Genomic DNA, 26,795 nt, shown 5'->3' with positions numbered 1-26,795 from the left:
GCGCTGTTGGTCGTATCCGGAGCGCCGGCGTCATCCGGGATGCCGGGGCCGTGCGGCGGCAGGATGCCGAACCCAAGGCCTTCTTCCGACACCGCCGCGTTCGCGTCGGCGCCATTGTCGCCGCCGAAGATGATCGTGGGCACGTCGTTCGTGCCATTGACCGTGATGGTCAGCGTCGTCGTCGAGGCATCGCCATCCTGGTCGGCCAGGGTATAGGTGAAGACTTCCGTGGGATGCGCATCCGCCCCCAGCGCCTGCACGGCGTCGTAGCGCGGGTCGCCTTCGCCGGCCAGCGTGTAGGTATAGTTTCCGTCTGCGTCGATTGCCAGGTCGCCATAGGCGCCTTGCACGGTGACCGTGCCGCTTTCAGGCACGGGCGTGCCATCCGGCGCGCCCGGGGCCTGGATCGCAATGACATGGGTAGGATCCTCGGCCAGCGTATCCTGGCTATCGATCCCGGTACCCGCGATGACATTGCCCGTGGCCTGCAGGACAGTGTCTTCCGTTACGGCAGCCGTATCGGGCCGGGCCAGCGGATCGGTGTCCGTGATGGCCGCGACGATCTGGCTGGTGACGGCACGGCCCAGGCTGTCGATCACCGTGACCCCGATCGAATCGGGCAGGTACTGCCCGATGGACGGATCCGTGGCGGCACCGGCATGGTCCTGCCAGCCGTCGGACACATAATGGTAGGTGACAGTGCCGGTAGCGGGATCGTAGCCGGTCAGGGTCAGCACACCCCGATCCGTGTCAATGACGATGGGCGTGCCCGGCGTGGCCGCAACGAGCTCTGCCAGCGTCACTGTCAGGGAATCGGCCGCGGGCGCGGCATCGCCGCCGGCCGTGCCGGTTTCACCCGAGAAGTTGAACACCAGGGCGGCCAGGCCGGCCGGTGCGGAGAAAGTGAAAGTTCCATCGACGCCCACGGTCGTGTCGGCTTCGTTGATATCGAACGTGCCGGGGATCGCCAGCGGGTTGCCTTGCTCTCCGCCAGGATTGTCGTTCTGGTCCGGGATATCCAGGGTGGGACCCGCCGGCACGGCGTCGGCAGCCGCGGCCGCCCCGCCCAGCTGCACGAATTCGGGCGTTTCCACGCCCGGGCGCGGATAGGCCAGGCCCAGCGGCGTGGTGGCTTCTGTGATGCTGGCCAGGCGCGTGAAGCTGGCACCGCCACCACCACCGCCCGTCAGCACCGCGGCCGTCGGATCCAGAATGGCAAACGGATCCTGGCCCGCATCCAGCGCGGCCAGCACCTGGTCGACCACCGGATCGGCCGGCGGCGTCACGGCATTGTCGGCCGGCTGGGGCTGCGCCGCAGCCAGGTCCTCGGTGACCAGCATGTCGGTGTTCTGGCCCACGATCACCGGCGGCACGCCCGACGCCTGCAGCGTCACGCTGGCACCCTCGTCCGTCATGATGTGCGCGTTGACCGGCACGCGCATGCCTTCGTGCAGCGCGACCAGCGTGCCGTCGGATGCGCGCATCCAGGCCTTGCCCGTGACGTGGGTGATCAGGACGGTATCGGTAGCCATGGTGGAGTCCTCAATGATGAATTCGGTTGCACTGACCGGCGCATCGGCGCACGGCAATGGTGATCATGTATCGGGATGCTACGCGCCCGGCGTTGAATTGCGTATTGTCGGAAAAGACAATACGGCCCAGGCCATGGAGCCAGCTACGCGTCCACGCTGCGCGACGCTGCCTGCGCCGCATGCTGGTCGATGCCGTGCACCCTGAGGGCCAGCATCAGGCGGTCGGTGACGCCCAGCTTTTCGAAGATGGCAGAGATGTGCGCACGCACGGTGCGCTCGGTGATGCCCAGGCTGTCGGCGATGGACTGGTTGGAATGGCCCAGTGCCACATAACGGGCCACGTCGCGTTCGCGCACCGTCAGGTCGCGCGCCCAGTCCTGGTTGGGCTCGGGCGCGGCCTGCCCGATCTGGCTGAGCATGCGCGACAGCATGCCCTTGCCCACCCAGATTTCGCCGCCCATGACATGGCGCAGGACGCGATCCAGGCCGGTGACCGGCATGTAGGCGTGCACGTAGCCGACAGCCCCCGCGACCAGGGCGCGCTGGCCTTCAGGGTCGCCGGGATGGGTGCTGGCGACGACCACCTGCAGCCCTGCCGGCACGTCGGGCACGTCCGCCCCGGCCTTGGGCAGCAGGCGGGCGTCCATGACGACCAGAACGCCGCGCCGCCCCCAGGGGGCCAGATCGGCCAGGCGGTGGCCTCGTGCGGGCGCCCAATCCATCCCGTCCAGCCCGGACCAATGGCGGTACAGGGCATCATCGGCGGTCAGCAGCAGAACCGGTATCGTCATTGCGAGTCCTTTCAACGTTCGCGGAAGGCGTTGGAATGCGCGCGCAGAACGGGCTTGAGCAAATACTGCATCAATGTGCGCTTGCCCGTCAGGATGTGGACTTCGGCCATCATCCCCGGAATGATGGGGCGCTCGTCGCTGCCAACGTAGGCAGTTTCCGTGCGGACCTTCACGATGTAATAGGAATTTCCCTTTTCGTCGGTGATGGAGTCGGCGCCGATTTCCTCGACATGGCCCTGCAGGCCGCCGTAGATGGAAAAATCGTAGGCCGTGAACTTGACCTCGGCCTTCTGGCCGGGATACAGGAAGCCGATATCGCGCGGATTGATGCGCACTTCGAGCAGCAGGGTATCGTCCGACGGGACGATTTCCATGATGTCCTTGCCGGGCTGCACCACGCCGCCCACCGTATTGGCCGTCAGGGTCTTGACGGTGCCGTTGACCGGGGAACGGATGTTGGACAGGGTGACGCGGTCGGCCAGGGCGACCTGGCTTTCCAGCAGGGCGGACAGCTTGGCACGCGCGTCGGACAGGTCGGTGCGCGCCTGGTTGCGGAAAGTGACCTCGGTTTCCTTGAGCTTGGCCTCGGCTTCCTGGATGGAGGCCCGGATCTTGTCGATCTGGGCGGCGGCGGCTTTCTGCTCGCCGCAGAAACGCGCCACGTCGCGCTGCAGGCGCAGCAGGTCCACCTGCGACACGGCACCGCTGGAAAGCAGCGGTTTGGTCATGGAGTATTCGCGCGAGGCCAGGCCGCAACTGGTGGCCGCCTGGTCGCGGTTGGCGATGGTGGAGCGCAATTCCTGCTGGCGCTGGTTCAGCTGCTCGCGAGCGACTTCCAGGTTGGCCTGCAGTTCGCGGGTGCGGGCCAGCCAGACGTTGCGTTCCTGCTCGGCCAGGGCGGGTGCCTGGGCCTGGACGTCTTCGGGCGCCTGGTAGGGCGTGTCGTTGGCGATGGCTTCCAGGCGGGCGATCTTGGCCTTCAGGGCCAGGGCCTCGGCGCGGTTTTCTCCCAGGGACGAGGAATAGCGCGTGGGGTCGATGCGCAGCAGGACCTGCTCCTTGACGACCTTGTCGCCCGGGCGCACCAGGATCTGCTGGACGACACCGCCATCCAGGCTCTGGATGACCTGGACCTGGCGCGAGGGCACGACCTTGCCTTCGCCACGCACGACCTCGTCGATATTGGCGGTGGAGGCCCAGGCGATCAGGACACCCACCGTGAGCAGCGACATCCAGATCAGCAGACGCGAACCGCGCGTGCGCTGCTGGCTGAGCGTCCAGACGGCGTCGCCGATCATGTCGCCGCGCCCGCCCTGATGCTTGGGAGCGAAAGAACGCCGCAGACCGGCGAGGAAATCTGGCAGCATCCCCATCATCCGCTCCTGCGCGCGCCGCCGATGCGGCCCTGGCGCAAGGCCTCGACGACCTGCGCCTTGGGACCATCGGCGACGAGGCGGCCGTGGTCGATGACCATCAGGCGGTCGACCAGTTCCAGCAAGGATGTGCGGTGCGTGACCAGAATGAGGGTCTTGTCCTGGCTGGCGGCCCGCAGGCGCGTCTTGAGCTGGGATTCGCTCTGGTGGTCCATATTGCTGCTGGGCTCGTCCAGCAGCAGGATCTGGGGATCGTTGACCAGGGCGCGCGCGATGGCGATCGACTGCCGTTGCCCGCCGGACAGGGAATCGCCACGCTCGCCGACGATCATGTCGTAGCCCTCGGGGTGGCCGGCGGCGAATTCATCCACTCCCGCCAGGGTGGCGGCGGCCAGGACGTCCTCGTCCGTGGCGAAGGGCGAGGCGATGGTCAGGTTGTGCTTGAGCGTGCCGTAGAACAGCACCGGATCCTGGGGCACATAGCCGACGGCGCGCCTGACGTCGGCCGGATCGATCTGGTTGAGATCGATGCCGTCGATCAGGACGGCGCCCGAAGTGGGCGCATAGAGCTTCAGGATGAGTTTTTCCAGGGTGGTCTTGCCCGAGCCGATGCGGCCGATGATGCCGACCTTTTCGCCGGGCTGGATGCGGAAGCTGATGTTGTCCAGCGCCGCGACCGAGCTGTTCGGGTAGGCGAAGGTGACGCCCTGGAACTCGATGCCGCCCTTCAGGACGGGCCGCGGCATGAAAGAGCGGTCGGCCGGGCGCTCGACCGGCATGCCCATGTAATTGTCGATGGACTTCAGGGACGCCTTGGCGTTGTGGTACTGCATCATCAGGCCCACGACCTGGCCCAGTGGCGCGAGACAGCGCCCCGAAATCATGGAAGCGGCGATGATGCCGCCCATGGTCATGCCTTCCTGGACCAGATAGACGCCGATGACCACGACGGAAATATTGACCAGCTGCTGGCAGGTCTGCACGAAGCTGACGGTGACGGAGGACGTGAGCTTGATGTGCGCCCCCAGCTCGGCCAGCCAGCGGGTGGACTCTTCCCACATGCGCTGGGCATGGCTCTGGGCGTTCAGCGCCTTGACGGTTTCCATGCCGTTCAGGGCCTCGATCAGGCCGGCGTTGCGCTGCGCCCCGGCCTGGAAGGATTCGAGGGTCATCTTTTCGACCCGGGCCAGGGAAAACAGCGACACGGCCAGGATCACGACGATGGCCACCAGCGGGGGCAGCACCATCCACGGCGAGATCCAGGCCAGCACGGCCAGGAACAGCAGCACGAAAGGCAGGTCAACCAGCGTGGTCAGGCTGGCGGAGGCGATGAAGTCGCGCACGGACTCGAACGAGCGCAGGTTCGAGGCAAAGGATCCCACGGAGACCGGCCGGCTTTCCATGCGCAGGTCCAGCACCTGTTCCATGATGCGCGAAGACAGCTCGACATCCACCCGCTTGCTGGCGATGTCCACGACATAGGCGCGGATGGCGGTGAGCACCAGGTTGAACACCATCGCCAGGGCGATGCCGATGGTCAACGCCCAGAGGGTCTCGACCGCGCTGTTGGGAATGACGCGGTCATAGATGTTCATCGTGTACAGCGGCATGATCAACGCAAAGATGTTGATCAGCACGGCGGCCGCCACGGCATCGCGGTAGAGCTTCCAGTTGCCCAGCATCGCGGCCCAGAACCAATGGCCGCTGCGCGCCCGCATGTGGGCGTCCTGGGTGCGGTCTTCGGTGCGGTAGCGCGGCTGCACGAAACAGGCCAGGCCGGAATATTCGGCCTCCAGTTCGGTGCGCGGGACTTCGACGGGCTCGGCGGCTTCCGGATAATGGACCAGGTAATGGTCGCCACGCTCCTGGATCAGCACGCACGCGCGCTGGTTCTTCAGGAACAGGATGGCGGGCATGATGCTGCGCGACCAATTGCCCAGGGCGCGGCGCACGATGCGGGCGCTGCATTGGGCACGGCCGGCCGCGCGGCCCAGCAGGGACGGCGTCAGGCGCTGGTCCACCAGGGGCAGGCCCGAAGACAGCTGCTGGGCGGTGCAGGGCCTGCCCAGCAATCTCGTGACCAGGACCAGGCTGTTGAGCAAGGAGTCGTCATGCAGCTGGTGCGGCGTGGCGCCCGGCAATTCGGACGCTGGCGCAGCACCGGCGGGATTGATGGCTTCGGGTTGAGCGGCCATGGCGGCAGCAGCCTCAGATGATGGCATCGTCGTCGGGAATCAGATTCAGGGCCCCCTGCAGACGCTGGCGCGTGCGTTTGCGTTCGGCAAGCTTGGCCAGGGCCTGGGGAGGCAGGTCGGTCAGGCGCAGGGAACCATTGGCGATCAATGCATCGATCAGGTCTTCCAGGACGCGGATGAATTCCGCGTCCAGCTCGGAGAGATCCTGCTTGAAACGTTCTTGCTCAGAGGCCATCGGCATTCCCCAAAGCTGCAGGGAAAGCCGGAGTGCCGCAACGGCAGCAGACCTCCGGACCTTCACCTTCAGACCAGGCCATGGGCCCGGGTGTTCCTTAGTTATCCAGCAGTGGGATCAGTTCCAGCCGCTGGCCTTGCCGGACGACGCGCCGGCCGCATTGCCGGCGGGCGCCAGCACGGGCGGCTTGAGGCCGGACTGATAATTGACCTGGATGGGCTGCAGATTGCGGGTATCCGGCAGCGGCGTCAGGCAGGCCTTGAGGACCTCGTCGGGGAACTGGAGCTTGGCGGCCTCTTCCGGCTGTTCCTGGTAGGGATCGGCCAGACCCAGCGCCGGCATCAGCTTGTGGGACAGGCTCAGCCAGCGGTATTCGGCAACGCGCAGGTCGAAGATGCCGTTGGTGAGTGCCTGGCGGGCGTCGAACAGCTCGTTTTCGGTATCCAGCAGATCCAGCAGGGTGCGCTGGCCGATCTTGAACTGCTGCATGTAGGCCACGCGCACCTGGGCGATGTCGCGCTCGTGCTGCCGCAGGAAGGGCAGCTGCTGGCGCAGCCGCACGACGTTGTTCCAGGCGATGGAGAGCTCTTGCTGGACGTTGCGGCAGGTGTAGTCGCGCACGTCGCGGGCGGCGTAGGTCTGTGCCGCGGTCTGGCGCACGCGCGCCGCGTCGGCGCCGCCCCGGAAGAGGTTGAACGTGGCCATCAGCTGGACGTTCGAGCTCTGGGTGGTTTCGTCGTTGATGTAGGGCGGATCGGAGCGGTCGCGTCCCGTGGCGGCCCGCAGTTCGAGCGTGGGCGAGAAGCGGCCCTGTGCCGAGGCCTTGCCGCGCTCGGCGGCCTGGACCAGCGCCTGCTTCGCCAGCACGGTAGGATTGACGCGCACCGACTGGCTGAAATCGGTGGGATCCTTGGGCAGTTCGCCTTCGACGGCGGGCGCCTCGGCCAGGGTTTCGGCCGGAACCATGCCGACGATGCGCTGGTAGCGCTGGGTGACGTCGTTCAGGTTGCCCGATGCGGTCATGAGGTTGGTCTGGGCCAGGGCCAGGCGAGCCTGTGCCTGGACTTCGTCCACCCCGCGCCCGACCCCCGAGGAACTGCGCTCGGAGATCTGGCCCAGGATGTCTTTGTGCAGGTTGTAGTTCTGCTGCGCCAGGGCGACCTGCTCGCGGTAGCGCTGGACGTCCAGGTAGGCCTGGGCCGCCTGCAGGGCCAGGTCGTCGACCGTGGCCTTCAGGGTGTAGTAGTCGGCCAGCTTCTCGAAGCCCAGCTGGCGCACGTCGTTGATCGTGGAGAAGCCGTCGAAGAGCAGCTGGCGCAGGGACAGGCTGTAGCCGCTGCGCGACCAGTCGGTGGACCCGTTGGTGCTGGTACTGCCCCGGTACTCGCGGCCCGTCCAGCCCTGCAGGTTGACCTCGGGCAGCAGGGCGCCACGACGGACCTTCTGGCCTTCGAGGCCGGACTGGAAGTTGTGGAACTGCGCCCCGATTTCGGGATTGTTGAGGACTGCTGTCTCGACCGCCTGAGTCAGCGTGGCGTTGTCGGCGCAGGCCTGGGAAGTGAACGCGATGGCGAGGGCAGCGCAAAGGGCGGAAAGGGCAGTTTTCTTACTGGCCATGTTCGAATACTCCTGAACTCGGTAACCAGGACAATCCATGAGGACCGTCGTGTCTTATGGAAACTCGTGCACCCGCAGCAACCTGCAATGGCCGAAGCCTGCAACAGGGACGGGTGTAGGCACCGCGATCGGCGGACTGTGTCAGCGCCGAAGATCGATGGTGCCGTGCCTATGAATTAGGGACGGTGCAACCGCCTCGATCACATCAGTATCGGGTACGCATGGAGTCGACAGGGCTTGCGCCCACTGGCAAGTCGGAGCCTCCGGTTTCCGGCCGGAGTTCTTGAAGCATGAACTTGCGTCTTGGTACGTTTTATATTCAAAACGTGAATACATTGTACGAATCCGACCCAACTGTGACTAGTGTTGTCTGAGACGAAAACGTAATAATTGACATTGTTTAAGGGTAATTCCCATGACAATCGAGTCCTGAGCGCAACGACAGGGCCTTCCAGCCCCGTCCGCATGGGCCTGCCGGAGCCCCAAGCACGTACAATCAGGGCAGCCCATCCCGGCCAGCCACCATGTCCGTCATCCCCCTCATCCTGCCCGACTTCCTGCTGATCGCCCTGGGCTGGGCCATGCTGCACCACCTGCACTTCGACCGTTCCTTCTTCGCGGGCGCGGAAAAGCTGGTCTATTTCATTCTGTTTCCCTGCCTGCTGTTCCATTCGATCACGCGCACGCCGCTGGACCTGGGCAATACCTCGGTGCTGCTGGCCGCCACCGTCGGCGTGATGCTCGGCGGCATCGCGCTGGCCTGGCTCGGCCGCCTGGCAGTGCGCCCGGATGCGGCGGCGCACGCCTCGGTCGCCCAGTGCGCCTTCCGTTTCAACACCTACCTGGCCCTGTCCCTGGCGGGCGGCCTGGGCTGGCCCGGGGCGCAAACGACCATGGCGGTGATCGTGGGTTTCGCGGTACCGATCAGCAACATCGGCGCGGTGCATGCCCTGGCCAGCCGCCACGGCGGGCGCGCCCTGCACGAGATCGCCCGCAATCCCTTCATCCTGGCCACGCTGGCTGCGCTGGCCTGCAATTTCCTGCGCGTGCCCATCCCGCACGTGCTCGAAATCGCATCGGGCCGGCTGGGAGCCTGCGCCATTGCCATCGGTCTGCTGTGCGTGGGCGCCACCCTGTCGCTGCAGGGCGGCCGTGCGCACGCGCCCCTGATGGCCTGGATGGTGGCGGCCAAACTGGTCATGCTGCCGCCCGTGGCGCTGGCGCTGGCCTGGGCGCTGGACATGCCGGCCGGAGAACGGCTGGTCCTGCTGCTGTTCAGCGCCCTGCCCACGGCTTCCTCGGCTCACGTGCTGGCGGCCCGCATGGGCGGCGATGGCCGGCTGGTGGCGGTCACCATGTCGATCGGCACGCTGCTGTCCGCCCTGACCTTGCCGCTATGGCTGAATGCCGCAGCCTGATTCCCTGGAGTCCCCGATGACGACCCCGCTTCCTTCTCTGGAGTGGCCCCTGCCCGACGAAGAGGCCACCGTTGCCCTGGCGCAACGCCTTGCCGAACTGGCCTGCGGGCGCGCCCCCGGAGGGCCCGCCGCCGGAGGCCGCATCCACCTGCGAGGCGAACTGGGCGCAGGCAAGACCAGCCTGGCCCGGGCCCTGCTGCGGGCCGGCGGAGTGACCGGCCGGATCAAGAGCCCGAGCTACGCGCTTCTTGAAAGCTATAACGTTTCTAACTTATACTTCTATCACCTTGATTTCTATAGATTTAGCGATGCGCATGAATGGCGGGAAGCCGGGTTCGACGAACTGCTCGACGATCGGGCGATCGTCCTGATCGAATGGCCCGAGCAGGCAGGCACGCGCCTGCCGCCCCCGGATCTGGACATCCGCCTGGAATATGCCGGCACCGGCCGGCATGCCCGCCTGACCGCCTGCAGTGAGAAAGGACAACAATGGCTGACGCATCTGGACCCGCCGCGCCGATGAGCGCCCCCGCCACGCCCTTGCGGCGCAGGATGATCGCGGGTGGTGGCGCCCTGCTGCTGCTGCCCGTCGTGCCCCGCCTGGCGCAGGCCGCGACCATCGTGGCGGTGCGGACCTGGCCGGCCGACGAATACACGCGCGTGACCCTGGAGATGGACACCGAGCTGAAGGCCGAACACTTCACGCTCGACAACCCCCACCGCCTGGTGGTGGACATCGAAGGCGTGCAACTGAGCCCGGCCATCAATGACCTGGTCTCCAAGATCCGCCCCAACGACCCCTACATCAGCACCGTGCGCGTGGGCCAGAACCGCCCCAACGTGGTGCGCCTGGTGTTCGACCTGAAGCAGGACGTCGCGCCGCAGGTCTTCACCCTGAAGCCCATTGGCGAATACAAGTACCGCCTGGTGCTGGACCTGTATCCGAAAGTCGCGCAGGATCCCCTGATGGCCCTGCTGAAGGATGCGGAAAACGATCCGCTCGCGGGCATTCTCGAAAACCTGGCCCAGAACAGCCCGACCGAGGCGCCCATCCCCTCGGTCGAAGGACAGAAACTGCCGCCGATCGCCCACAAGCGGCCGGACGACACGCCCCCGCCTCCGCCCCGCGCAGCACCGGGCACCCGTCCCGATCGTCCGATCCTGATCGCCCTGGACCCGGGACACGGCGGCGAGGATCCGGGCGCCATCGGCCGACGCGGCACACGCGAAAAGGACATCGTCCTGCAGATTGCGCTGCGCCTGAAGAAGCTGATCGACGCGCAGCCCAACATGCGGGCCTACCTGACCCGCGACCGCGATTATTTCGTACCGCTGAACGTGCGTGTGCAAAAGGCCCGCCGCGTCCAGGCCGATCTGTTCATCTCGATCCATGCCGACGCCTGGATCAAGCCGTCGGCGCGCGGATCGTCGGTCTGGGCGCTGTCGCAGCACGGCGCCACCAGCGCCGCCGCCCGCTGGCTGGCCAAGAAGGAAAACGACGCCGACCTGATCGGCGGCGTGAACCTGGGTGCGCACAATGCCCAGGTCGCCAAGGTGCTGCTGGACCTGTCCACCGGGGCGCAGATCAATGATTCGATCCGCGTCGGCACCCAGGTTCTGCAGGAGATCGGCAAGATCAACCAGCTGCACAAGAACCGCATCGAACGCGCCGGATTCGCCGTGCTGAAGGCGCCCGACATCCCGTCGATCCTGATCGAGACCGCCTTCATCAGCAATCCCCAGGAAGAACAGCTGCTGCGCACGGCGGCGCACCAGCAGCGCATCGCCGCCGCGGTGCTGAACGGAATCCAGGATTATTTCTCGGCGCACCCCGCGCTGGCGCGGCGGGACTGACGCGCCGGGCGGTGCGGCCGCGGGATCAGGCCGATCCTGCCTTGCGGCCGCGCAGCAGTTTCCACAGCACGCCGCCGGCCGCCGGCACGGCGGCCGCCCCCACGCCGATCAGCACGATGGTATTCAGGTGTTCCTTGATGATGGGGACATTGCCGAAGAAATAACCCAGGGTGATCAGACCCGCGATCCAGACCGTGGCGCCCACTGCGTTGTAGAACTGGAAGGCCACCCAGCGCATGCCTGCGACCCCCGCCACGAAGGGGGCGAAAGTCCGGAACAGCGGCAGGAAGCGCGACAGCACGATGGTCTTGCCGCCGTGCTTTTCGTAGAAGGCATGCGTCCTGATCAGGGCCTTGCGGTCCAGGAAGCGGTAGTCCCGTGAAAAGACCTTGGGCCCGATGAAGTGGCCCACCTGGTAATTGACGGTGTTCCCCAGGATGGCGGCGGCGATCAGGATGCCGCCCAGCAGGACCGGATCGAGCATGCCCGAAGCGCCGAAGGCGCCTGCGATGAACAGCAGCGAATCCCCGGGCAGGAACGGCAGCACCACCAGCCCCGTTTCGCCGAAAATGATGAGCGCCAGGATCAGGTAGATCCAGGCCCCGTATTGCGCCACCCAGACCCCCAGGTACTGGTCGATGTGCAGGATGAGTTGAAAGAGTTCAGCCATTGGGCCGCGAAGCCTCGAAACGATGGGTGGGAATGGATGCGTCCCGGGATCATACCGGAGCCGCGCCGGGTCCGCGCAGCGCACAGGCTGCAAACGCAGGATCCCTTGCTCACTATAATCGTTTTCATGATGCGAACCATTGCCCCGCTGCCCGACGTCCTGATCAGCCAGATCGCCGCGGGCGAAGTCATCGAACGCCCCGCCTCCGTCCTGAAGGAACTGCTGGAAAACGCCCTGGATGCCGGCGCCCGGGCCATCGAGATCCGCCTGGACGGCGGCGGCATCCGGCGCATCCTGGTGGCCGACGACGGCCACGGCATCCCCCCCGGGCAGATGCCCCTGGCGCTGCAACGCCACGCGACCAGCAAGATCACGTCGCTGGCGGAACTGGAATCGGTGGACACCCTGGGATTCCGCGGCGAAGCCCTGGCTTCGATCGCCTCGGTCGCCCAGCTGACGCTGACTTCCCGCACCGCCGACGACACCCAGGCCTGGCAGCTCGCCGCCGGACAGGCGGCCCCGTCCCCGGCGGCAGGCCCCATGGGCACGCGCGTGGACGTGCGCCAGCTGTTCGACCACATCCCGGCGCGGCGCAAGTTCCTGCGCAGCGAACAGACCGAATACGCCCACTGCCTGGATGCCGTGGAGCGGATCGCACTGGCGCATCCGCACGTGGCCCTGCGGGTATTCCACAACGACAAGCCCCAGCGCAACTGGCCGGCCACCGACATCCAGGGCCGCATCCGCGACGTGCTGGGCGACGAATTCACCGCCCAGAGCCTGCCCGTGTCGGCCGAGCAGGGGCTGGTCGCGCTGGAAGGATGCATCACGCGCCCGACCTTCGCCCGCAACCGCGCCGACCGGCAATACCTGTACGTCAATGGCCGCTACGTACGCGACCGCACGGTCTCCCACGCGGTGCGCCAGGCCTACGCCGACGTGCTGCACGGGGATCGCCAGCCGGCCTTCGTGCTGTTCCTGACCCTGGATCCAGCCGGGGTGGACGTGAACGTGCATCCGGCCAAGCACGAGGTCCGCTTCCGCGACAGCGGCGCGGTGCACCGCTATGTTGCCCAGGCGCTGGGCGAGACCCTGGCGGGACGCGGCGGCGCCGCCGTGGATGGCCCGACCGAAGCGCCCCCCGCGCCGACGAGCGGCGACGCCGGCAAGTGGACGCCGGATGCCGTGCCGCCCGGATCCAGTCCGGCGGCTGCCGTCGGCGTTGCCGGCCAGACCAGGCCTGCGTCCCCCTACCCCACGCGCATTCCGGTCCAGCAGCGCTTCCCCCTGAACGACCGGATTCCGGCCCAGGACTGGCGCAAGCTGTACAGTCCGCCGGACGCCGCCGACGCCGATCCGCACGCCGGAGACCTGCCCCTGGGCATGGCCCTGGGGCAGCTGCACGGCATCTACATCCTGGCCCAGAACGCACGCGGCCTGGTCCTGGTGGACATGCACGCCGCGCACGAGCGGGTCGTCTACGAATCCCTGAAGCAGGCGCTGGACCAGGCCCCCCTGCCCGCGCAGGAGCTGCTGGTTCCGGTGGTATTCACCGCCACTGAAATCCAGGTGGCCACCGCCCAGTCGCATCAGGACATGCTCGACAGCCTGGGCCTGCGGATCCGCGCCACCGGCCCCGCCTCGCTGGCCGTGCGGGCCGTACCGGCCCTGCTGGCGCAGGGCGATATCGAGGCCCTGGCGCGCGGAGTGCTGGCCGACATCGAGCGCATCGGGCATTCGGCCCGGCTGACCGAGCAGCGCAACGAACTGCTGTCCACCATGGCCTGCCACGGCGCGGTGCGCGCGCACCGGCGGCTGACACTGGACGAGATGAACGCCCTGTTGCGCCAGATGGAACGCACCGAACGTGCCGATCAGTGCAACCATGGGCGCCCGACCTGGTTCCAGTGGAGCCTGGGCGACCTGGACAAGCTGTTCATGCGGGGGCAGTAGGCGCCGCGCCCCCGTGGCGGTCGGCGATAATCTCCCCCATGTCCGAGCATCTTCCCGTCCTGATCTGCCTGGCCGGCCCGACGGCCTCCGGCAAGTCCGCCGCCTCGCTGGCCCTGGCCGAGCGCTGGCCCATCGAAATCATCGTGATGGATTCGGCCACGATCTATCGCGGCATGGATATCGGCACGGCCAAGCCCACGGCCGAAGAACGCGCGCGCGTGCCGCACCACCTGCTTGATATCCGCGACCCGTCGCAGGCCTATTCCGCCGCCGAATTCGCCCGGGATGCGGCCGCACTGGCCCGGGACATCCGTGCACGCGGCCGGATTCCCCTGCTGTGCGGGGGCACGATGCTGTACTACAAGGCATTGCGCGAAGGGCTGAACGACCTGCCCGAGGCAGACCCGGAAATCCGCCGGCAACTCGACGAAGAAGCCGGCGCGCGGGGCTGGCCGGCCCTGCACGCTGAACTGGCCCGCGTGGATCCGGCCACGGCCGCCCGGCTGGCGCCCAACGACAGCCAGCGCCTGCAGCGCGCACTGGAAGTCTGGCGAGGCAGCGGCCGGACCCTGAGCGACTGGCTGGCCGAACCGCCACGGCCGGCGCTGCCCGGCTGGCGCTTCGAGACCATCAGCCTGGAGCCGTCCGACCGGTCGGTGCTGCATGCACGCATCGCGCAGCGTTACCGGGCCATGATCGGCGCCGGGCTGCTGGATGAAGTCCGTGCCCTGCATGCGCGCGCCGACCTGCATCCGGGCCTGCCGTCCATCCGTTGCGTGGGCTATCGGCAGCTCTGGGACCATCTGGATGGCCGGATCACGCTCGACGAGGCCATCGGCCAGGCGATCACCGCCACCCGCCAGTTGGCCAAGCGGCAGATCACCTGGCTGCGGTCGCTGCCGCAGCGGCGCAGCGTGGATTGTCTGTCGGATCGGGCCGCGGCCGAAGCCGCGTGGCACTGCGAGCAGGCGCTGGGGGGCTGACCCCCCGGGATCAGGCCACGATGGTCTGTGCGCCGCCTTCGGCCTGGGCTTCGATGGCACCCAGCGTGTAGACGGTTTCGCCTTGCGCGCGCAGGGTGGCGGCGATGGCGTCGGCCTGGGCCGCATCCACCACCAGCACCATGCCGATGCCGCAGTTGAACACGCGCGCCATTTCCTGATCGGCCACGCCGCCCTGGGCCTGCAGCCATTGGAACAGCGCCGGCCACTGCCAGGCATCGCGATGCAGGCGTGCGCACAGGCCGGGCTTCAGGATGCGGGGCACGTTTTCCAGCAGGCCGCCGCCGGTGATGTGCGCCAGCCCCTTGATCCCCGCGCCGTGGGCCGCCAGGGCGGCCAGCACGGACTTGACGTAGATGCGGGTGGGTTCCATGACCACGTCGCCCAGGGGGCGGCCGCCCAGGTCCTGGTCGGGACGCGCGCCGGCATGCTGCAGGATCTTGCGCACCAGGGAATAGCCGTTGGAATGGGCGCCGCTGGAAGCCAGGCCCAGCACCGTATCGCCTGCCCGGATGCCGGCGCCATCGATGATCGCGGACTTCTCGACCGCGCCGACCGCAAAGCCAGCCAGGTCGTATTCGCCGTCCGGATACATGCCGGGCATCTCTGCCGTCTCGCCGCCGATCAGGGCGCAGCCGGCGAGTTCGCAACCGCGCGCAATGCCGCCCACGACGCGGGCCGCCGTATCCACGGACAGCTTGCCGCAGGCGAAGTAATCCAGGAAGTACAGGGGCTCGGCGCCCTGGACCAGGATGTCGTTGACGCTCATGGCGACCAGGTCGATGCCGACCGTGTCGTGCCGCTGCCATTCGAAGGCCAGGCGCAGCTTGGTGCCCACGCCGTCGGTTCCGGAAACCAGGACCGGTTCGCGCAGATGGCGCGGGACTTCGAACAGGGCGCCGAAGCCGCCGATCCCCGCCATGACGCCGGACCGCATGGTGCGGGCGGCCAGGGGCTTGATGCGGTCGACCAGCGCATCGCCGGCATCGATGTCGACCCCGGCATCGCGGTAGGTCATGGAGGGAGGGGTGCCTTGTGTCATGAGAAAAACCGCCGAATGTGCAAGAATTGCAGGTTTGGATATTTGCCTGATTTTACGATGAAGTTCCTTTCAGCATGACGCACGCCCCGAGACAGCCTTCCTCGCAAGCCCAGGCGCAGCAATTATTGCTCGACATCCTGCCGGGCACGATGCCGTCGCTGGACGGTTTCGTGCCCGGTGCGAACCTGGCTGCACTGGAAGCCGTGCGGCTGCTCGGCCCCGGACGCGCCGTGTACCTGTGGGGCGGTGTCGGCTCGGGACGCAGCCACCTGCTTCGCGCCCGGGCGCAGGGCGCGGGCTGCCACTACCTGGACGCGCGTTCCCCGGCACAGCGGCTGCACGCCCTGGCCACCGACGAAGACCAGTCCCTGTCCCTGGTGGCGGTGGACGACGTCGCCGACCTGAACCCGGCCGCCCAGGCCGCGCTGTTCGCCCTGTTCAACCGCTGGCGCACCGCCGCGGGCACGACGGGCGCCTTCGCCCTGCTGACGGCGGGCGACCGCGCACCCTTGACCATGCCGCTGCGCGAAGACCTGCGCACCCGCCTGGGCTGGGACCTGGTCTACCGCCTGGAGCAGCTGTCCGACGAGGACCGTGCCCAGGCCCTGCGCGACCGCGCCCAGCAGCGCGGGCTGCAATTGTCCGACGAAGTGCTGCGCTGGATCCTGACCCGCTGCGACCGCGACATGGGCCGCCTGACGGCGCTGATCGACACCCTGGACCAGTATTCCCTGGCGCGCCATCGCCCCATCACCCTGCCCTTGCTGAAAGACCTGCTGGCCGGTACGCCGGCCGCCCCGAGGAACCCATGACCCCGCCGACCCACCTGGCCCTGTTCGATCTGGATCACACCCTGCTGCCTTTCGACAGCGACTATCAGTGGGCCGAATTCCTGGCGCGCACTGGCCGTGCCGGCGATCCCGAAGCGGCCCGCCGCCGCAACGACGAACTGATGCGCCGCTACAACGAAGGCCAGCTGTCCGCCGAAGAGGCCGCCGACTTCATGCTGGGCCTGCTGCGCCTGGGCCGACCCGAGGAACTCGACCGCTGGCACCTGGACTACATGGCCGAGGTCGTCGAACCCGGCATCCTGCCCGCCGCACGCGAGCTGATCGCCCGGCACCAGGACCAGGGGGGGCTGTGCGCCATCGTCACGGCCACCAACGCCTTCGTCACCACGCCCATCGCCCGGGCGCTGGGCATCGAGCACCTGATCGCCACCATCCCGCAGCGCGACGCCCGGGGCGCCTATACGGGCCGGATCGAAGGCACGCCCAGCTTCAAGGCGGGCAAGGTCCTGCGGGTGCGCCAATGGCTGCAGGAACAGGGCCGCCAGCTGGAAGACTTCGCCGAATCCTGGTTCTACAGCGACTCCATGAACGACCTGCCCCTGCTGGAAGCCGTGACCCATCCGGTGGCCACCAATCCCAGTGCGGCGCTGCGCGAAACTGCCGCCGGCCGGGGCTGGCGCATCCTGGATCTGTTCGGCGGACTCCAGGACGCCAAATCCTGAGCGGGGACAGCGGCGATACAAAGCCTTAAAATACGCGCCATGCTCAAGCAGACCATCAAGAATTTCGTCTCGCGGCTGTTCGCTGCCCAGCCCAGCGGCCCGGTGCGCCTGTCGCGCGACAAACACGGCATCGACCGGCGCCTGGTATCGCGGCATGCCGTCAAAGTCTGCGAAGTCCTGAACCAGCACGGCTTCGACGCCTATATCGTGGGCGGCGCGGTGCGCGACCTGATCGTCGGCCTGGAACCCAAGGACTTCGACGTCGCCACCAACGCCACGCCCAACCAGGTCCGGCCGCTGTTCCGCCGGGCCCGCATCATCGGCCGGCGCTTCCAGCTGGTGCACGTGGTGTTCGGCCAGGAAATCATCGAAACGTCCACCTTCCGCGCGCCGTCCTCCGGCAACCAGGAAACCGACGAGCACGGCCGCATCCTGCGCGACAACGAATTCGGCACGCACGAAGAAGACGCCGCACGGCGGGATTTCACCATCAATGCGCTGTACTACGACCCCCTGAAGGAAGAAGTCATCGACTTCCACCAGGGCGTGGCGGACCTCAAGAACCGCGTGGTGCGCATGATCGGGGATCCGGAAACGCGCTATCGCGAAGATCCGGTGCGCATGCTGCGCGCGCTGCGGTTCCAGGCCAAGCTGGGGGCGCGCATCGACCCGGCCACCGAGGCGCCGATCAGCCGGCTGGCGCCGCTCATCGAGCATGTGCCGGCCTCGCGCCTGTTCGACGAAACGCTGAAGCTGCTCACCTGCGGCCACGCCATGGATTGCCTGCGCGAGCTGCGCCGCTCGGGCCTGATGAAAAGCCTGATCCCGCTGATCGACCGGATCTTCGAAGAAGAAGGCGGCGAGGCCTTCGTGGAAATCGCCCTGTCGCGCACCGACGCGCGGGTACGCGCGGGCAAGCCCGTCAGCCCCAGTTTCCTGTTTGCCGCCCTGCTGTGGCGGCTGGTGCAGAAGCGCTGGGCCGCCCTGGTCGCCCAGGGCACTCAACGCAACGAGGCCCTGATCCGCGCCGCCGATTCGGTGATCGAAGAGCAGATGGACAAGCTTGCCATCCAGCGCCGCCACCAGGCGGACATGCGGGAAATCTGGCTGATGCAGGCGCGCTTCGAGCGCGCCACCGTACGTTCGATCTGGCGCATGATGGAACAGCCGCGCTTCCGCGCCGCCGTGGATTTCCTGCAGCTGCGCGCCGAGGCCCGCGAAGTCGACAGCGTCCTGGCCCAATGGTGGATGGACCTGTCCGACAGCAACGACGAGCGCCGTTCGCAAATGATCGACGCCTGGCAGGCCGGCCACGCCAGCGCCCGCCGCACCGGCTCGGGTACGACCCGCAAGCGCCGGCGCCGGCGCAGCGCATCCCACGGCGCGGATGGCCGATCCGCGGACGGTGCTTCGCCGGCCCCTGCGGTGCCGGACGGGGTCTGACCGCCCTGCCGATCAGGCGCGCACCGCCCAGCCTGGCGCGCCGGCCATCATGAGCCCGTCTTCGCCACCCACCGATACTATCTTCGTCCAGGCCTACGTCGGCCTGGGCGCCAACCTGGGCAATGCCGCCGCCACCGTGCGCCAGGCAGCGGCCGAGCTGGGCCGCGTGCCCGGCATATCCAGCCTGCGGCTTTCTCCCCTGTACGGCACCGCGCCGGTGGATTCCTCCGGCCCCGACTACGTCAATGCCGTGGCCGGCCTGCACACCACTCTGGCCCCGCTGGACCTGCTGGCCGCACTGCAGGCCATCGAGCAACGCCACGGCCGTGAACGCCCCTATCGCAACGCTCCACGCACCCTGGACCTGGACCTGCTGCTGTACGGCAGCCAGCGCATCGGGCTGCCCAGCCTGACAGTCCCCCACCCTCGCATGCACGAACGCGCCTTCGTCCTGCGGCCCCTGGCGGACCTGGCGCCCGGCCTGACGCTGGCGCAGGGCAGCCTGCCGGAACTGCTGGCCCGCTGCGCCGGCCAGCCCATCCGCCACCTGGACTGATCCGGCCGGACGTGCATGCCCGGGCCGGATGCCGTCATCAGGCGCTGGCGAACTGGGCCATCGCCGCCCGCATGTCTTCCGGACTCACATCCCTGACGTGCGTCGCGATCGACCAGCGATGGCCGTAGGGGTCCTGGACCACGCCATAGCGATCGCCCCAGAACATATCGGCCGGCGCCATGACGGACGTGGCGCCCGCACGCACCGCGCGTTCGAAAGCGGCATCCGCATCGGGCACATACAGGTGCAGGGTCACGGGCGTGCCGCCCAGCGTGACCGGGCTGCCGGACTGGCAGACAGGCGATTCTTCCATCAGCATCACGGCGGAATTGCCGATCCACAGGCAGCCGTGCATCAGCTTGCCATCCGGGCCATCCAGCCGGACGGCTCCGGACGCGCCAAAAGCCCGCTGGTAGAAATCGAGCGCGCTGGTCGCGTCGCGGCAAACCAGGTGCGGCGTCACCGAGTGCATGTCGGACGGTATCGGCGCCGGCCCCGCTTCCGCATCGGGGGACAAGCCCATGAGCGCCTTGCCCGATTTCGGATCGAAGGGAAAGGAGAAGTGCTCATGGACGATGAGCCAGCGGCCGGACTCGCGCCGGAAGCCGGTGGTCATGCGGCTCCAGGCGTTGCCCGCCTCGCCATCGGCGGTGCAGGCCAGCAGCGCATGTGCATAGCCCAGGCCATCGGCAGCCTGGACATCCAGGTCCCTGAGCGTGAAATGCACGCTGTTCGGGCACATCTGCAGGCATTGTTCCCAATGCGCCAGATAGGGATCACGGCCCTGAAAACGCAGCGCCTTGATGGCGTCATAGGCCACCACATCCGCTGCATAGCAGGCAGCGAGCGCGGCCAGGTCGTGCCGGTCCACAGCTGCGATCCAGTCGTCCAGCGTCTGCCGGATACCGGCCTGTGCATCGCCCTGCTTGTCTTCCTGCTTCATGTCTCTCTCCTTATCGGTATCGGCCGCCTGCATGCCCACCGCGGGGATCGCGGCACTCGGCGGCGGCTCGTCCATCCGGCGCACTATATCATTGTTTAATCCTAAAAATTAACTAACAAATTGTTTTTTAGGACTACATGATACAATTGCCAATCATGAGCACCAAAAGAAGTTATGCCGACGGCTGCGCTGCCGCCCACGCACTGGACCTGATCGGCGAACGGTGGGCCCTGCTCATCATCCGCGAGCTGATGCTCGGGCCGAAACGTTTCACCGACCTGAGAGCCGGCCTGGGACGGATCAGCGCCAACGTGCTCACCCAGCGGCTGGCCGAACTGGAAACCGCCGGCATCGTCATCCGCCGCCGGCTGCCGCCGCCGGGCGGCGGCATGGCCTACGATCTCAGCCCCTGGGGCCGGGAACTGGAACCCATCCTCCTGCAGCTCGTCCGCTGGGGCGTGCGCTCGCCCGGCTTCGTGCGCGGCTCCCCCCTGAACGTGGATGCCATGGTGCTGTCGATGCGCGCCCTGTTCGCGCCGGAAGCCGCAGCGGGCCGGGACGCCCGGGTCCTCCTGGTCCTGGACGGGCAGCCTTTTTCCGCCCGCGTGACTTCGGGACGGCTGGACGTGCATCGCCAGGGGACGGACGATCCGGCGGCCCAGGCGGCCCTGGACACATCCCCAACCACCCTGCTGCACCTGGCCTATGGCGCGGCCGACCTGGATGCCGTCGAGGCGGCCGGGCAGGCGCGCATCTCGGGCCTGCGGCCCGCCCTGGAACGTTTCCTGGGCTGCTTTCGCGTGCCGGACGCCGCGGCCTGAGCCGCGGACGGCCGCCGGGGCGCGTGGTTTACACTGCGCCCATGTCAGCACGGAGAATCCCCGCCATGCCCCCTGCCCCCTCCATCCGCCTGGTCGTCGCCTACACCGACAACCGGGTGATCGGGCTCGACGGCGCCATGCCCTGGCGCCTGCCCGCCGACCTGGCGCACTTCAAGCGCAGCACACTGGGACATCCCATCGTCATGGGCCGCAAGACCTGGCTGTCCCTGGGCCGCCCCCTGCCCGGACGCCGCAACCTGGTGCTGAGCCGCGATCCCGGCTTCGACGCGCCAGGCGCGGAATGCCATGCCAGCCTGGAATCCGCCCTGGCCAGCTGCGCGCACGCCGACCTGGTCTGCGTCATCGGCGGCGAACAGGTCTTCCGCCTGGCCCTGCCGCTGGCCGACGAGCTGATCGCCACGGAAATCCACGCCAACCTTGGGGGCGACACCTGGTTCCCGGAACTGCCCGCGGATCAATGGCTCGAGACCGAGCGCCTGCCCCAGCCGCCCGAAAACGGCCTGGCCTACGATTTCGTCACCTACCGGCGCATCCCGGGCACGAAGGCCTCAGGGTAACTGCTCTTGCCCGCCCCGCCGCCGGGGTCGAGAATGAAGGCCTCAGTTCATCACTGCAAGAGGCCTCTTTCCATGCGCGCGCCATCCGATTCCGTCGACCTGTCCAATCTCTGGATGCCGTTCACGGCCAACCGCCAGTTCAAGGCCCACCCCCGGCTGCTGGCAGGCGCCCAGGGCATGTACTACACCACGGCCGACGGCCGCCGCATCCTCGACGGAACGGCTGGCCTGTGGTGCGTGAACGCCGGCCACGCGCGCCCCGAGATCATCGAAGCCATCACGCGCCAGGCCAGCCACCTGGACTACGCGCCCAGCTTCCAGATCGGCCACGAGGATTCCTTCCGCGCCGCATCGCGCATCGCGGCGCTGATGCCCGACGGCCTGGACCGCATCTTCTTCACCAATTCGGGCTCCGAATCCGTCGACACGGCCCTGAAGATCGCCCTGGCCTACCACCGGGCGCGTGGCGAGGGCCAGCGCACCCGCCTGATCGGCCGCGAACGCGGCTATCACGGCGTGGGCTTCGGCGGCATCTCGGTGGGCGGAATCTCGCCCAACCGCAAGACCTTCTCGGGTGTCCTGCTGCCCGGCGTGGACCACCTGCCCCACACCCACGCGCCCGAGCACAATGCCTGGTCGCGCGGCCAGCCCGCATGGGGCGCGCACCTGGCCGACGAGCTGGAACGGATCATCGCCCTGCACGATGCATCGACCATCGCCGCCGTGATCGTCGAACCCCTGGCGGGGTCCACCGGCGTGCTGGTCCCGCCGGTGGGCTACCTGGAACGCCTGCGCGAGATCACGGCCCGCCACGGCATCCTGCTGATCTTCGACGAGGTCATCACGGCCTTCGGCCGGCTGGGCGCGGCCACGGCCAGCGGCCGTTTCGGCGTCACCCCCGACATGATCACCATGGCCAAGGGCATCAGCAACGCCGCCATTCCAGCCGGCGCCGTCGCGGTGCTGCGCGGCATCCACGACGCAATCCTGGATGCCAGCGGCAGCGGCATCGAGTTCTTCCACGGCTACACGTATTCCGCGCACCCCATGGCGACGGCGGCCATCCTGGCGGCCCAGGACATCTACGAACGCGAGGGACTCTTCCAGCGCGCCGAGGCGCTGTCCGCGCCATTCGAGGAAGCCGCCCATGCACTGCGGGGCCGGCGCCACGTCATCGACGTACGCAACCTGGGCCTGGTGGCCGGTGTGGAACTGGCGCCGCGCGAGGGCGCCCCGGGCGCCCGGGCGGCAGAAGTCTTTGCCCGCTGCTTCGACCGCGGCGTGCTGGTGCGCTACACGGGCGACACCCTGGCGTTCTCGCCGCCGCTCGTCATCGACGAATCCCAGATCGCCGAGCTGTTCGGCACCGTGGCCGAAGTCCTGGACGAGATCGACTAGGATTTCCGGGCGCGTGCCCGGATCGCCGTCACCGGCTCGCCCGCGATGCCCCAGTTGTCGGTGTCGACTTCCTCGATCACCACGAAGGTGGTCTGGGGATTCTTGCCCAGCACGTCCACCAGTAATTGGGTGGCGCCCTCGATCAGGCGGGCCTTCTGTTCGGTGGTGGCGCCTTCGCGAGTGATCTTGATGTTGACGTAGGGCATGTAGCAATCTCCGTGGTGGTTCGGCAAAGGATGCGGACGGGCAACGCACAAACCGCGCCACGCTCGGACCGCAATGAAGTCGAATGACAGGTTAGCGCTTTTCGGCACGCCCCGGCGCCAGGCAAAAAAAGCCCCCACGCTGCGCCTTCGGCTTGCTGCCCCCCAAGGGGGCGCTTTTTGCCTTGGGGCGGCCCGGCGGCAAAAAAAACCCGGCGGTCCGTGCAACTCGGAACTCGCCGGGGGGGCATGGGGCCGGCCCGGTCTCCATGGAGGCCGGGCCGGGAACGACGGTCAGGCCGTCACGGGCTCGGCGGCATAGGATTCCACCGGCGGGCAGGCGCAGCTGAGGTTGCGGTCTCCCCAGGCATTGTCCACCCGGGCGACCGGCGGCCAGTACTTGCGCGCCGCCATGCCGGGCAGCGGGAAGGCAGCCTGTTCGCGGGTGTACGGGTGCGTCCATTCCTGAACCAGCAACATGGCCGCCGTGTGCGGGGCGTTGACCAGCAGATTGTCATCGGCCGGCTGCTCGCCGCGTTCGACGGCGGCGATTTCCTGGCGAATGGCGATCATCGCGTCCACGAAACGGTCCAGCTCGTCCAGGCCTTCGGACTCGGTCGGCTCGACCATCAGCGTGCCGGCCACCGGGAAGCTCATGGTGGGGGCATGGAAGCCGTAGTCCATCAGCCGCTTGGCGATGTCCTCGGCCCCGATGCCGCTGGCGTCCTTGATGGGGCGGATGTCCAGGATGCACTCGTGCGCCACGCGGCCGTTGGCGCCGGCATACAGGATCGGGTAGTGCGGCGCCAGGCGCGCGGCCAGGTAGTTGGCATTGAGGATGGCAACCTGGGTGGCGCGGCGCAGGCCTTCGGCGCCCATCATCATGATGTACAGGGTCGAGATCGGCAGGATGCTGGCCGAACCAAAGGGTGCGGCCGACACCGGGCCGGACTGGCCCGCCGGCAGGCGGCCGTCCTCGCCCACCGCGCCAGGCAGGTACGGAGCCAGGTGCGCGCGCACCGCCACCGGGCCGACGCCCGGGCCGCCGCCGCCATGCGGAATGCAGAAGGTCTTGTGCAGGTTCAGGTGCGACACGTCGGAACCGAAACGGCCGGGCTGGGCAACGCCCACCATGGCGTTCATGTTGGCGCCGTCCAGGTAGACCTGGCCGCCGGCTTCGTGGATCAGGTCGCAGATCTCGGTGACCGTGGTCTCGAACACACCGTGCGTGGACGGATAGGTGATCATCAGCGCGGCCAGCCGGTCGCCCACCTGGGCGATCTTCGCCCGCAGATCATTCATGTCGATGTTGCCGTTGGCATCCGAGGCCACCACCACCACATCCATGCCCGCCAGATGGGCCGAGGCCGGATTGGTGCCGTGCGCCGACGCCGGGATCAGGCAGACGTTGCGCTGGTGCTCGCCGTTGGCCTGGTGATAGCCGCGGATCGCCAGCAGGCCGGCATATTCGCCCTGGGCACCGGAATTCGGCTGCAGGCTGACGCGGTCGTAGCCGGTGATCTCGCACAGCGCCGCGCACAGGCGCTCGATCATTTCCTGGTAGCCCTGTGCCTGTCCGGCGGGAGCGAACGGATGCATGTGGCTGAATTCGGGCCAGGTCACCGGGATCATTTCCGCCGTGGCGTTGAGCTTCATGGTGCAGGAGCCCAACGGAATCATGGTGCGGTCCAGGGCCAGGTCCTTGTCGGCCAGGGCGCGCAGGTAGCGCAGCATGTCGGTCTCGGACTTGACGCGCGAGAAAGCCGGATGCGCCAGGATGGCGCCCTGGCGGCGCAGGGCCGCCGGGATGCCGTCGGATTCGGACGAGAAGTCGGATTCGGACGAGAAATCGGGGGCGACACGCGCCACGCCCATGCCGGCCGCCAGCACGCCGACCAGGGTATCGATGTCCTGGGCGCCGACGGTTTCGTCCAGCGACAGGGCGACGTGGGTGTCGTCCACGCGGCGCAGGTTCATGCCGCCGTCCACCGCCGCATCCAGCACCGCCTGGGTCCGGTTGCCGGTTTCCAGGTGCAGCGTGTCGAAGTAGGTGTCGTTGCAGACCTTCAGGCCCATGGCGCGCAGGGCGCCGGCCAGCCGGCCGGTGTGTGCGGCCACGCGCCGGGCGATGCGGACGATGCCTTCGGGACCATGCCATACGGCGTACATGGCGGCCATCACGGCCAGCAGCACCTGCGCGGTGCAGATGTTGGACGTGGCCTTTTCGCGGCGGATGTGCTGCTCACGAGTCTGCAGCGCAAGGCGCAGGGCCGGTTCGCCGCGGGCATCCTGGGATACGCCCACCAGGCGGCCGGGCAGGTTGCGCTTGTAGGCGTCCTTGCAGGCCATGAAACCGGCGTGCGGACCGCCGTAGCCCATGGGCACGCCGAAGCGCTGGGCCGAGCCCACCGCGATGTCGGCCCCCCATTGGCCGGGTGGCGCCAGCAGCGCCAGGGCCAGCAGGTCGGTGGCCACGGCGACAACGGCGCCGGCGGCGTGTGCCTGCTCGGCCAGGGCGCGGTAATCGGCCACGCCACCCAGGCTGTGCGGATACTGCAGCAGCACGCCGTAGCAGTCGGGCAGGCCATCGGCCTCGTCGCCCACCACCAGTTCGATACCCAGGCCGGAAGCGCGCGTGCGCAGGACTTCCAGGGTCTGGGGATGGACATGGACGGACACGAAGAAGCGGTCGGACTTGGCGCGCGAGACGCGGCGCGCCAGGGTCATGGCTTCGGCCGCGGCCGTGGCTTCGTCGAGCAGCGACGAATTGGCGATGTCCAGGCCCGTCAGGTCGGCGATCATCGTCTGGTAGATCAGCAGGGCTTCGAGGCGGCCCTGGGAGATCTCCGGCTGGTATGGCGTGTACGCGGTGTACCAGGCGGGGTTCTCCAGGATGTTGCGCAGGATCACGTGCGGCACGTAGGTGCCGTAGTAGCCCTGGCCGATGTAGCTGCGCAGGACCTGGTTGCGTCCGGCGATGGCCTTCAGGTCCGCCAGCGCTTCCACTTCGCTCAGGGGACCGGGCAGGTCCAGGTACGGTGCGTCGGACAGGATGTTTTCCGGCACGACCTCTTGGATCAGGGCGTCCAGGCTGGTGGCGCCGATGGCCGCCAGCATGGCGCGCTGGTCGGCTTCGGACGGCCCGATGTGGCGGGCGATGAATTCGGAATGCGTGGCGGAGTCGCGCAGCATGGGAGGGTCTCCGGGGTAGAACCGAGTGAATCAGGAGGTTGCGGGCGCGGCTGCGATCAGGCCTGGGCCTCGTAGGCGGCGGCGTCCATCAGGCCGTCGACGTCGGCGGCGTTGTCGGGCTTGATCTTGAAGATCCACTGCTCGTAGGCGGCTTCGTTGATCAGGGCGGGCTGGTCGTTCAGGGCCTCGTTGAAGGCGACGATCTCGCCGGCCACCGGCGCGTAGATGTCCGAGGCGGCCTTGACGGATTCGACCACCGCGGCGGTGTCGCCGGCGGCCAGGTGCGCGCCGACCTGGACGTCGCCGACGAAGACCAGGTCACCGAGCTGGTCCTGTGCGTCGTCGGTGATGCCGACCAGGAAGCAGTCGCCGTCGGCCTTGACCCATTCGTGGGTGGCCGTGTACTTGCGGTCGTTGGGAATGGACATGATGGTACCCCGTTGTCAGTGATGGAGGATGGAAAAAGG

At 67.9% G+C, this 26,795-nt stretch carries 24 protein-coding genes and 1 pseudogene; 12 read left to right on the top strand and 13 right to left on the bottom strand.

What is annotated here, in order from left to right; translation table 11 throughout:
- The 6 genes from ABD022_RS01905 to ABD022_RS01880 all read right to left on the bottom strand — a co-directional run.
- Window positions 1-1,532, bottom strand: a 1,532-nt coding sequence (locus tag ABD022_RS01905) for a retention module-containing protein (RefSeq protein ID WP_343819724.1), incomplete at its 3' end; no start/stop codon positions are given.
- 143 nt (window positions 1,533-1,675) lie between these two features.
- Entirely contained in the window at window positions 1,676-2,323 is a 648-nt protein-coding gene (locus ABD022_RS01900; RefSeq protein WP_325124629.1) for a helix-turn-helix transcriptional regulator, read from the bottom strand.
- 11 nt (window positions 2,324-2,334) lie between these two features.
- Window positions 2,335-3,690 (bottom strand): HlyD family type I secretion periplasmic adaptor subunit, encoded by a 1,356-nt coding sequence (locus tag ABD022_RS01895; protein ID WP_425545189.1) that lies wholly within the window; start codon window positions 3,688-3,690, stop codon window positions 2,335-2,337.
- 5 nt (window positions 3,691-3,695) lie between these two features.
- Window positions 3,696-5,891 (bottom strand): type I secretion system permease/ATPase, encoded by a 2,196-nt coding sequence (locus ABD022_RS01890; protein ID WP_325124630.1) that lies wholly within the window; start codon window positions 5,889-5,891, stop codon window positions 3,696-3,698.
- Window positions 5,892-5,904: 13 nt separating this feature from the next.
- Window positions 5,905-6,126: a hypothetical protein gene (locus tag ABD022_RS01885; protein WP_325124631.1), complete on the bottom strand. Its 222-nt coding sequence runs from the start codon at window positions 6,124-6,126 to the stop codon at window positions 5,905-5,907.
- A 117-nt stretch (window positions 6,127-6,243) separates the two neighbouring features.
- Window positions 6,244-7,743 (bottom strand): TolC family outer membrane protein, encoded by a 1,500-nt coding sequence (locus tag ABD022_RS01880; protein WP_325124632.1) that lies wholly within the window; start codon window positions 7,741-7,743, stop codon window positions 6,244-6,246.
- A gap of 524 nt (window positions 7,744-8,267) precedes the next feature.
- Here ABD022_RS01880 and ABD022_RS01875 point away from each other — a divergent pair.
- From ABD022_RS01875 to ABD022_RS01865, 3 genes are read left to right on the top strand one after another with little or no spacing between them, the layout of a single operon-like run.
- Window positions 8,268-9,161, top strand: coding sequence for an AEC family transporter (locus tag ABD022_RS01875; protein WP_325124633.1), 894 nt, complete (start codon window positions 8,268-8,270; stop codon window positions 9,159-9,161).
- Window positions 9,162-9,177: 16 nt separating this feature from the next.
- Window positions 9,178-9,684, top strand: a complete 507-nt coding sequence (gene tsaE / locus ABD022_RS01870; protein ID WP_325124634.1) for a tRNA (adenosine(37)-N6)-threonylcarbamoyltransferase complex ATPase subunit type 1 TsaE — start codon at window positions 9,178-9,180, stop codon at window positions 9,682-9,684.
- Window positions 9,651-11,015, top strand: a complete 1,365-nt coding sequence (locus ABD022_RS01865; RefSeq protein WP_325124635.1) for an N-acetylmuramoyl-L-alanine amidase — start codon at window positions 9,651-9,653, stop codon at window positions 11,013-11,015. The genes tsaE and ABD022_RS01865 overlap by 34 nt, the downstream gene beginning before the upstream one ends.
- Before the next feature lie 25 nt (window positions 11,016-11,040).
- Here ABD022_RS01865 and ABD022_RS01860 read toward each other — a convergent pair whose 3' ends face one another.
- A complete protein-coding gene (locus tag ABD022_RS01860; protein ID WP_325124636.1) occupies window positions 11,041-11,685 on the bottom strand; it encodes a VTT domain-containing protein in 645 nt (214 codons plus the stop codon).
- A gap of 126 nt (window positions 11,686-11,811) precedes the next feature.
- On the opposite strand from ABD022_RS01860, the gene mutL reads away from it, so the two are divergent.
- Both mutL and miaA read left to right on the top strand, forming a co-directional pair.
- Window positions 11,812-13,638 (top strand): DNA mismatch repair endonuclease MutL, encoded by a 1,827-nt coding sequence (gene mutL / locus ABD022_RS01855; protein WP_325124637.1) that lies wholly within the window; start codon window positions 11,812-11,814, stop codon window positions 13,636-13,638.
- A 38-nt stretch (window positions 13,639-13,676) separates the two neighbouring features.
- The gene (gene miaA, locus ABD022_RS01850) at window positions 13,677-14,621 is read left to right on the top strand and encodes a tRNA (adenosine(37)-N6)-dimethylallyltransferase MiaA (protein ID WP_325124638.1); all 945 of its coding nucleotides are present in this window, start codon (window positions 13,677-13,679) and stop codon (window positions 14,619-14,621) included.
- Window positions 14,622-14,631: 10 nt separating this feature from the next.
- Here miaA and purM read toward each other — a convergent pair whose 3' ends face one another.
- A complete protein-coding gene (gene purM, locus ABD022_RS01845; RefSeq protein ID WP_325124639.1) occupies window positions 14,632-15,681 on the bottom strand; it encodes a phosphoribosylformylglycinamidine cyclo-ligase in 1,050 nt (349 codons plus the stop codon).
- A 74-nt stretch (window positions 15,682-15,755) separates the two neighbouring features.
- On the opposite strand from purM, the gene hda reads away from it, so the two are divergent.
- The 4 genes from hda to folK are packed head-to-tail and all read left to right on the top strand — an operon-like array spanning window position 15,756 to window position 19,193.
- The gene (gene hda, locus ABD022_RS01840) at window positions 15,756-16,493 is read left to right on the top strand and encodes a DnaA regulatory inactivator Hda (protein ID WP_325124640.1); all 738 of its coding nucleotides are present in this window, start codon (window positions 15,756-15,758) and stop codon (window positions 16,491-16,493) included.
- Window positions 16,490-17,194: an HAD family hydrolase gene (locus tag ABD022_RS01835; RefSeq protein WP_343819719.1), complete on the top strand. Its 705-nt coding sequence runs from the start codon at window positions 16,490-16,492 to the stop codon at window positions 17,192-17,194. The genes hda and ABD022_RS01835 overlap by 4 nt, the downstream gene beginning before the upstream one ends.
- A 39-nt stretch (window positions 17,195-17,233) precedes the next feature.
- Complete coding sequence (gene pcnB / locus ABD022_RS01830) at window positions 17,234-18,637, top strand: polynucleotide adenylyltransferase PcnB (RefSeq protein WP_343819717.1); 1,404 nt, start codon at window positions 17,234-17,236, stop codon at window positions 18,635-18,637.
- A gap of 49 nt (window positions 18,638-18,686) precedes the next feature.
- Window positions 18,687-19,193, top strand: coding sequence for a 2-amino-4-hydroxy-6-hydroxymethyldihydropteridine diphosphokinase (folK, locus tag ABD022_RS01825; RefSeq protein ID WP_325124643.1), 507 nt, complete (start codon window positions 18,687-18,689; stop codon window positions 19,191-19,193).
- A gap of 37 nt (window positions 19,194-19,230) precedes the next feature.
- On the opposite strand, the gene ABD022_RS01820 is transcribed toward folK, so the two are convergent.
- Window positions 19,231-19,716, bottom strand: a complete 486-nt coding sequence (locus ABD022_RS01820; protein WP_343819742.1) for a VOC family protein — start codon at window positions 19,714-19,716, stop codon at window positions 19,231-19,233.
- A gap of 36 nt (window positions 19,717-19,752) precedes the next feature.
- A pseudogene (locus ABD022_RS01815) lies at window positions 19,753-20,136 on the bottom strand (YybH family protein); the annotation flags it as partial.
- A 155-nt stretch (window positions 20,137-20,291) separates the two neighbouring features.
- Here ABD022_RS01815 and ABD022_RS01810 point away from each other — a divergent pair.
- The 3 genes from ABD022_RS01810 to aptA all read left to right on the top strand — a co-directional run bounded on the left by ABD022_RS01810 (window position 20,292) and on the right by aptA (window position 22,933).
- Window positions 20,292-20,957: a winged helix-turn-helix transcriptional regulator gene (locus ABD022_RS01810; protein ID WP_325124644.1), complete on the top strand. Its 666-nt coding sequence runs from the start codon at window positions 20,292-20,294 to the stop codon at window positions 20,955-20,957.
- A 65-nt stretch (window positions 20,958-21,022) separates the two neighbouring features.
- Window positions 21,023-21,535, top strand: a complete 513-nt coding sequence (locus ABD022_RS01805; protein WP_325124645.1) for a dihydrofolate reductase — start codon at window positions 21,023-21,025, stop codon at window positions 21,533-21,535.
- Between the two features lie 72 nt (window positions 21,536-21,607).
- Complete coding sequence (gene aptA / locus ABD022_RS01800; protein WP_325124646.1) at window positions 21,608-22,933, top strand: omega-aminotransferase AptA; 1,326 nt, start codon at window positions 21,608-21,610, stop codon at window positions 22,931-22,933.
- Here aptA and ABD022_RS01795 read toward each other — a convergent pair.
- The 3 genes from ABD022_RS01795 to gcvH all read right to left on the bottom strand — a co-directional run bounded on the left by ABD022_RS01795 (window position 22,930) and on the right by gcvH (window position 26,756).
- Complete coding sequence (locus ABD022_RS01795) at window positions 22,930-23,139, bottom strand: tautomerase family protein (RefSeq protein WP_325124647.1); 210 nt, start codon at window positions 23,137-23,139, stop codon at window positions 22,930-22,932. The genes aptA and ABD022_RS01795 overlap by 4 nt on opposite strands.
- Before the next feature lie 291 nt (window positions 23,140-23,430).
- Window positions 23,431-26,328, bottom strand: a complete 2,898-nt coding sequence (gene gcvP / locus ABD022_RS01790; RefSeq protein WP_343819714.1) for an aminomethyl-transferring glycine dehydrogenase — start codon at window positions 26,326-26,328, stop codon at window positions 23,431-23,433.
- A 56-nt stretch (window positions 26,329-26,384) separates the two neighbouring features.
- A complete protein-coding gene (gene gcvH / locus ABD022_RS01785) occupies window positions 26,385-26,756 on the bottom strand; it encodes a glycine cleavage system protein GcvH (RefSeq protein ID WP_325124649.1) in 372 nt (123 codons plus the stop codon).
- Window positions 26,757-26,795 lie beyond the last annotated feature (39 nt).

Source organism: Castellaniella daejeonensis (genome assembly GCF_039523555.1).
GTDB lineage: Bacteria > Pseudomonadota > Gammaproteobacteria > Burkholderiales > Burkholderiaceae_B > Castellaniella > Castellaniella daejeonensis.
Note: the sequence above shows the minus strand (reverse complement) of the source record. Positions and strands in the feature narration are given on the sequence as shown.